The sequence below is a fragment of the Niabella aquatica genome, from assembly GCF_054779315.1.
The window spans coordinates 75,571-81,877 of sequence record NZ_BAAGYM010000012.1; the positions used below are offsets into that span (position 1 = coordinate 75,571).

The 6,307-nt window shown below is 43.8% G+C and carries 6 protein-coding genes; 1 reads left to right on the plus strand and 5 read right to left on the minus strand.

Going from position 1 to position 6,307, the window contains the following annotated elements:
* Positions 1-14 precede the first annotated feature (14 nt).
* From ACYVBM_RS11060 to ACYVBM_RS11080, 5 genes are all read right to left on the minus strand, one after another.
* On the minus strand, positions 15-359 hold the full coding sequence (locus ACYVBM_RS11060) for a hypothetical protein (protein ID WP_460685717.1): 345 nt from the start codon (positions 357-359) through the stop codon (positions 15-17).
* Positions 360-370: 11 nt separating this feature from the next.
* On the minus strand, positions 371-1,972 hold the full coding sequence (locus ACYVBM_RS11065) for a glycoside hydrolase family 28 protein (protein WP_460685718.1): 1,602 nt from the start codon (positions 1,970-1,972) through the stop codon (positions 371-373).
* 1 nt (position 1,973) lies between these two features.
* On the minus strand, positions 1,974-3,332 hold the full coding sequence (locus ACYVBM_RS11070; protein WP_460685719.1) for a glycoside hydrolase family 28 protein: 1,359 nt from the start codon (positions 3,330-3,332) through the stop codon (positions 1,974-1,976).
* 361 nt (positions 3,333-3,693) lie between these two features.
* Positions 3,694-4,173, minus strand: a complete 480-nt coding sequence (locus ACYVBM_RS11075; RefSeq protein WP_460685720.1) for an ORF6N domain-containing protein — start codon at positions 4,171-4,173, stop codon at positions 3,694-3,696.
* 323 nt (positions 4,174-4,496) lie between these two features.
* A complete protein-coding gene (locus ACYVBM_RS11080) occupies positions 4,497-4,940 on the minus strand; it encodes a helix-turn-helix domain-containing protein (RefSeq protein ID WP_460685721.1) in 444 nt (147 codons plus the stop codon).
* A 163-nt stretch (positions 4,941-5,103) separates the two neighbouring features.
* Between ACYVBM_RS11080 and ACYVBM_RS11085 the strand changes: the two genes are divergently transcribed.
* On the plus strand, positions 5,104-5,754 hold the full coding sequence (locus ACYVBM_RS11085) for a hypothetical protein (protein WP_460685722.1): 651 nt from the start codon (positions 5,104-5,106) through the stop codon (positions 5,752-5,754).
* Positions 5,755-6,307 lie beyond the last annotated feature (553 nt).

The window sequence follows — 6,307 nt, forward strand, 5'->3', positions numbered from 1 at the left end:
ATAAGGAGTAGTTATTATTTCCATGCCAGCAAGCTTTTACCCACGGCATAAAAATTCTTCCCGTTCACTTTGGTCATGGCTGTGCCATAACCTGGATGCTGATAAAACTTAGCAGTATTGTTAATGGTTGAATAAACGCTGTATTTGCATGTTCCAGTATTTAAAGTATAAAGAGCAGGCGGTAGTTGTCCATTCTTCATTAGGTGCATAACATTTTTACAATTAGTATTGGATAACACTATAATGTGAGAAGAGAATGTCCACCTCTTTGAGGGGGTGGCCGCAGGCCGGGGAGGATTTTCCACCCCCCCTTCGGGTACTCCCGCCAGCGGGAGATATAAGGCTTCCAAAAATATCATGCACCCCTTCATTATTGTGATGCCTGCTTCTTAAAATTACTTCGTACTTTAGGCCGGGTTTGAATGAACTTTATATTAGCAGATAACGGCCCGCTTATATCAGTATGGATCTTATTTTGAGAATTCATAAACCGGACATGTTCAAAACGTATATTCCTTGTATCCAATAAACGGATGTCTGCACTATCAGATATGAACCGGGCGTTTTTAATGGTTAATCCATCCACATCAGCCGCAGCGATCAGTTTGTGTGTGGTAGAAGAAACGTTTTCTATCCATACGTTGGACAGCGGGCTTTCGGGTATAGCTGTTGCTTTAATAAACTGATCGGCGCTTTCAACAATAATATTATTCATTTTTATATCCCTGAACACCGGTGTTAAATGATCTGTTTCTCTTGGAGGATATCTCGATGCCATATCGCCCACATGCTGCGCGCTGCCCAGCATATCCCATTCAATAGCATATTTAGAACCGCTGATCCGTATCCTTTCATAGTACAGTTGCGCTCCGCCACCACCGCGCGGCCTGCGGGTTTTAAACCTTATAGCCGACCGTGCATCCTGGAAAACACAATCATGTACATACAGGTTCCTGATCATCGCTGCCGTTTCGCTGCCACAGGTAATACCGCCATGCCCTTCTACAACCAGGCAATGCCTTACCACTACATTCTCTGTTGGTTGGTTCACCCTTAAGCCATCATCGCCACGGCCTGCTTTAATAGTGAAGGCATCATCGCCGGTGCTAAGGGTGCAATACTCTATCAATACGTTTTTGGATGATTCGATATCAATGCCATCTCCCCGCGGAATACCAACCGAATGAACCGTAACGCCGCGGATGATAACACTATCGCAGTAAACAGGTACAATGTTCCAGAATGCCGTGTTTTCGAGTGATATTCCTTCTATGAGCACATTGCTGCAGTTGATAGGAGAGATAAACATAGGAGGAAAAATGATATCGCCGTTATGCCCCTCGTACACTCTTTCTGCTACCGGTGTTTTGTAAGAAACTACATTTTCTATTACATCTTGGGTCATGATCTGTTTGCGTACAGAACCGCCTTTTGCCGGGCCGATCAATTTTCCTTTACCCGTTACGGCAATATTTCTTTGGCCGTTGGCATAAATGCAGGCCCCAAGCGACATTACTTCTATCCCTTCATTCCTGGTGAATACGGCAGGGCGATAGTCTTCTACTTCGCCGCTGAAATATAGCTCGGCACCTTCGGCAATTTCTACATTTACGTTGCTTAATAAACTGATGCGGCCTGTATGCCATTTGCCTTTGGGAATGATAACGGTGCCACCTCCCTGCTGATGCACCTGATCTATGGACTGCTGTATAGCCTGGGTTACTTTTGCACCTTCTTTAGCGCCATGGGAAACGATGCTGATACTCCGTGCCGGGAATACAGGTTTTTGTAACTGCGGCATAGTAAAAGGTGCGGTTATCGGGGCTATTCCTTCGGGCAATGCAGCGGCACCAACCTGTGCCTTTACGGGTACGCTGTCCTTTTTATCAATAATCAACCCTGAGGCGTTTATTTTACTGAATAAAAGGACTGAAATGATGACGGATAAAAATGTGGTTTTGAAATGCATCATTTTATTTTGAGCTGAAGCCCGTTACGTTTTCATGAATATTATTTTGCCCTGTTACGTTAGCCGCAGTAACATTTTGCAAAGAAATATTTTTTACAGGTAATGCTGCCTGCCCCAGGATCCTCGAAATGAATTGAACATTGGCGGCGCTGATATTGGTAAGAAATACATCTTGTATAGGAGTAAGCCTTTTTTCATAGGTAGGAACCAGCGTACGCCATTGATACAGCACATCTGTTTCTATACCTAAGATGCCCAGGTCTATTTTACCGGATTGTACATTGTTCATATAAATATTTTTCACATAGCCGCCCATACGCTCGTTGGTTTTAATGAACAGCAAGTGCATAAGCTTAGCGCCATCATTTACTTTACAGTTGTCTACAAAAACATTTTCTATACCACCGGATAGTTCACTGCCGATAGCTACCAGCTGGTGACCATTTTTCACTACGCAGTTACGGATAACAATGTTTTTAGACGGAGTTTTTAAACGCCAGCCCTCCGGGTTCCTGCCCGACTTGATAGCAATGGCATCATCGCCCTGGTCAAACACACAGTCTTCTATCAGCACATTCTGGCTCATTTCAGGATCAACACCATCATTATTATGTCCATGTGCATATACCTGAACTTTCCTGATCACCACATTTTTGCACAGGTAGGGGTGGATGGTCCAGAAAGGACTATTGGTAATTTTGATACCTTCCAGCAATACATTTTCGCAGCGGTTGAATTGTATGAACTGCGGACGAAGATGGGCGGTGTCATTTACCATTTGCCTTTGCTCAACAGGCGAGCGCTCCCAGGCCAGGTTATATAAACGTTTAATGCTTTGCATGTGCCCGGAGGGCCTTGTAAACCATTGCTTCCAGGTATCCATTTGGGCTTTGATCTCGCCTTCGCCGGTAATGGCAATATTTTTACACTGGTAGGCATAGATAAGTGGGGAGTAATTATAACATTCCATACCCTCCCAGGTGGAATGAACGGCGGGCAGATAATCTTCAGGATCTTCTGAAAATAACAGCACTGCATCTTTCTCTATATGAAGGTTGACATTACTTTTCAGATGTACTTTCCCGGTAAGCCATTCGCCTTTAGGAATAATAACAGTGCCGCCGCCCATACTGCTGGCCTTATCAATAGCCCTGGCAATAGCTTCCGAGTTTTTCTTTTTATCGCCCTCGACAGCTCCAAAGTCGATAATAGAAAATGTTGTGGCCTTACTGAAATCGGGAACACTTATAGCAGGCATTTTAAAAGGCGCCGTTATTTTGATTTTTTTAATGCGCGGTCCTTTCTCAAAAGAACAGAAGCAAAAGAAAGCAAGCAACAGGAAACAAGCGGATCGGATACTCATATCATTAATATTTATGGCGAAAAGCGTAAGCTGTAAAGCTACGTTTTGTAGCCCGAACAACTATCCCGAGCCGTCCTGTACAGGCGACCGAATGCCGGATGTGCCCGGTATTTACGATTGCATACTGCCGGTCAGCAGCACGAAGGGGATTTTATACCAGCCTTGTTTGGCGTGGCTGTAAATTATTTTTTGTGAACGTAAAAAAATACAATAATACATTCACAGATTTGTGAAATGCTTTTTTGTGAAAAAGAATACTATTCACAAAAATTTCGTTCACAGATTCCGTTTATTGATGCAGTATATGGATCAAAAAAAAGCAGCGCTGTATAGAAGCCCCCAATCAACCTCGCCATCAATTTCATTCTTCCCCTTTATCATAATTTTTAAACCCTATTTTATTTCTTGGAGTGGGGGTGCTTTGCTTTTCGATTAGCTCTTTCAGTACCGTAAAAATATTTTCAATATCCCTGCTATGGCCGATTACCTCTTTCTCCAGCTTTGCAAGCTGTATCAATATTTCTTTGTGTGTAAGTGTATACTCTCTAAGTTTGGTAAACACCCGGATGATGCGAATATTTACCTCAATAGCCGTATCGCTATTCAATACACTGGATAGCATCGCTACACCTTGTTCAGTGAAAGCACGGGGTAACTTGCGCGTGCCACCCCAACCAGCGGATAAACTTGATGTCGCAAATTGCGATATCAAGTTGTCAAACTCCTTTGGGGTAAGAGTGAACATAAAGTCTTGGGGAAACCGTTTGTTGTTGCGCTTTACCTGCTCGTTCAAACGCCTAGTCTCTACACCGTACATTTCGGCCAGATCTTTGTCCAGCATTACCTTTTGACCACGTATTACATAAATACGGTTGAGTATTTTTGTTCGGCAATGAGTGTTTGAAGTTCTGCTTTTGCCATGTTGTATTGATTTGGTGTGATGTAAATAAATTAGCCGGTATAGGTGCTTTCGTTTAAACCTGAGGTGCAAAATGTTACCTCAGGATAGTTATTTTTCTCTTCCCCCGCGTGAGGGATACGGCGGGCGGTGACCGAAGGGAGCTGGTGCAAAGCACGGAAACGCAGCGTACCCCAAAGTAGCCCGACCCCGGCCGTGTGTTGGCCCTGCAGCGTTGGCAGGGCAGGGGGCACGCCCAAAAGAAATTATTTATTAAGCAGCTTCTTTAACTCGGCCATCATCTCATCCTTCTCCTTCAACATTCTTTCATACAACGCAATCTTTTCTTCGTGGAGTTGGATGATCTTATCAATAGGATTATGGTTATTGATAACAAAACCAATTGCACTATCGGTGTTGGTAAAAGTATTGGCAATTACATTCACCGCCTGCTCTTCATCAAAATTCTGGAAAGCTTCTACAGGTATTTTCAACGCATCAGATATCTGTTGGAGTAGGGGAGCGTCAATGGTTTCTTTTTGCTCCAATAAGGAGATTTTTTGCTGGTTCCATCTTTCTTCGACATGCTCAGGACAGGCTCTATCCAGCTCATAGGCTAAGGCTTCCTGTTTAATGCCCAGCATTTCGCGGAAACGCTTTACATTTCGTCCCTGATGTATCTTTTTTTCCATAGCATGTGTATTTGTCATAGGTTCAAATTTAAGCGTTAATTATGAATTTAAAGATACGTAAAATACCGCAGTTAAAAACAAAGCAGGGCCGGTATTTTACATGGCCTGTATGTTGTTTACGGGCGTTTGGAGTGAGTACTTTTGGACTGTTAACTTAATTATGAGCACTAAAAAAGCGACTATGAAAAACAAAGAACTCTATGATCCTTTTGAAACAGCGTGCTGGAGTAGGGGAGGCATCACCGATCCCCGGCAAGTACTTGCAGAAGCCTTTTATACCACGGGCGTTGAAACTTTGCGTACAGAGATTAAACAGATCATCAACTATGCGCAGGCGGATAAGCTATACCAGCGCCACCCGCCCTGCGATGTGCTGCTGGATATGAAAATTGTACGGTCTGTATTGAAAGCCGCCCATGCGCTTAGGGATGAAAAAGGCAGCCCGGTTGCCGTTTCCGGAAACGACATTTTTGATAAAAGCTATTATTGCAGTCGGTACAGCAGATGCAACTTTTGGAGCGATTTCCCGCGTTGTTTGTCCCAGGATGAATTTTGTGATCCGTACCGGGTGTTTAAAAAATTCTTTAAAAAACAGCCGCTACACCAGTGGGTACAGGATTGGGAAGAAATGACAGAATGCGCGCTTAGCCCTCAAAGCAGCGGTACAGAACGGAATACATTGCAGTTTTACACCCGGCTGGTAAAGCTGGTGGAGGCTGCACACCTGATAGACGTGCGGGAAGTAACGCATATGGGCGAACACCTTAAAAAAGCTGGTAGCTGCAACGCACCGATTAACGCAGGGGCTGGCCAAAAAGTAATGTCAGCCTGAGGCACGAATAAAAGAGAATTAAGTTCTTTGAAATGACAAGTTATAGAATAACTCACAGAAGCAGATACGCTCTTTTTCTTTTCCACTTTTTTGCTTGCCCAAAAAAGTGGAGCAAAAAAGGGCAGCCGGAAATTGTCGCGGGCTATTTCCGGCGGGAATTATTATCATCAGTCTGCTTGGCAAATCATCTCTGAATACCTGCCTGGCGGCAGACAGGTTTGCTTACGCCCGATTTTGGCCTCCACATTTTCAGGCTCCCGCTAATAATACCAGTCACTGCAAAAGGCGCCTATTTTTGTTCGGTGGTCCCGATAAACTTATTGGGACCAGCCGGCCGCAGGACGGAAGAACAAAAATCAGTTCCGATAGCAATCGGAATTGCAGTTACGCGCCCCGCCGGGCGTGGAGGCAAAACTTGATTCTTTAAAGACTTATTATAAAATAAATACACTACTTGTCATAAACAGGCACAAATAATTGCGAATCAAGTTCTTTAAAATGACAAGTAGAAAAAGCTTCAACTTTGAAGAGATAAAGCAACCTGTGGCAGCGT

What these genes read in the sequence shown, in the direction of transcription:
- ACYVBM_RS11085 (WP_460685722.1), top strand. Translation starts at nt 5,104, where the DNA reads ATGAAAAACAAAGAACTCTATGATCCTTTTGAAACAGCGTGCTGGAGT.
- ACYVBM_RS11065 (WP_460685718.1), bottom strand. Translation starts at nt 1,972, where the DNA reads ATGATGCATTTCAAAACCACATTTTTATCCGTCATCATTTCAGTCCTT.
- ACYVBM_RS11060 (WP_460685717.1), bottom strand. Translation starts at nt 359, where the DNA reads ATGATATTTTTGGAAGCCTTATATCTCCCGCTGGCGGGAGTACCCGAA.
- ACYVBM_RS11070 (WP_460685719.1), bottom strand. Translation starts at nt 3,332, where the DNA reads ATGAGTATCCGATCCGCTTGTTTCCTGTTGCTTGCTTTCTTTTGCTTC.
- ACYVBM_RS11080 (WP_460685721.1), bottom strand. Translation starts at nt 4,940, where the DNA reads ATGACAAATACACATGCTATGGAAAAAAAGATACATCAGGGACGAAAT.
- ACYVBM_RS11075 (WP_460685720.1), bottom strand. Translation starts at nt 4,173, where the DNA reads ATGCTGGACAAAGATCTGGCCGAAATGTACGGTGTAGAGACTAGGCGT.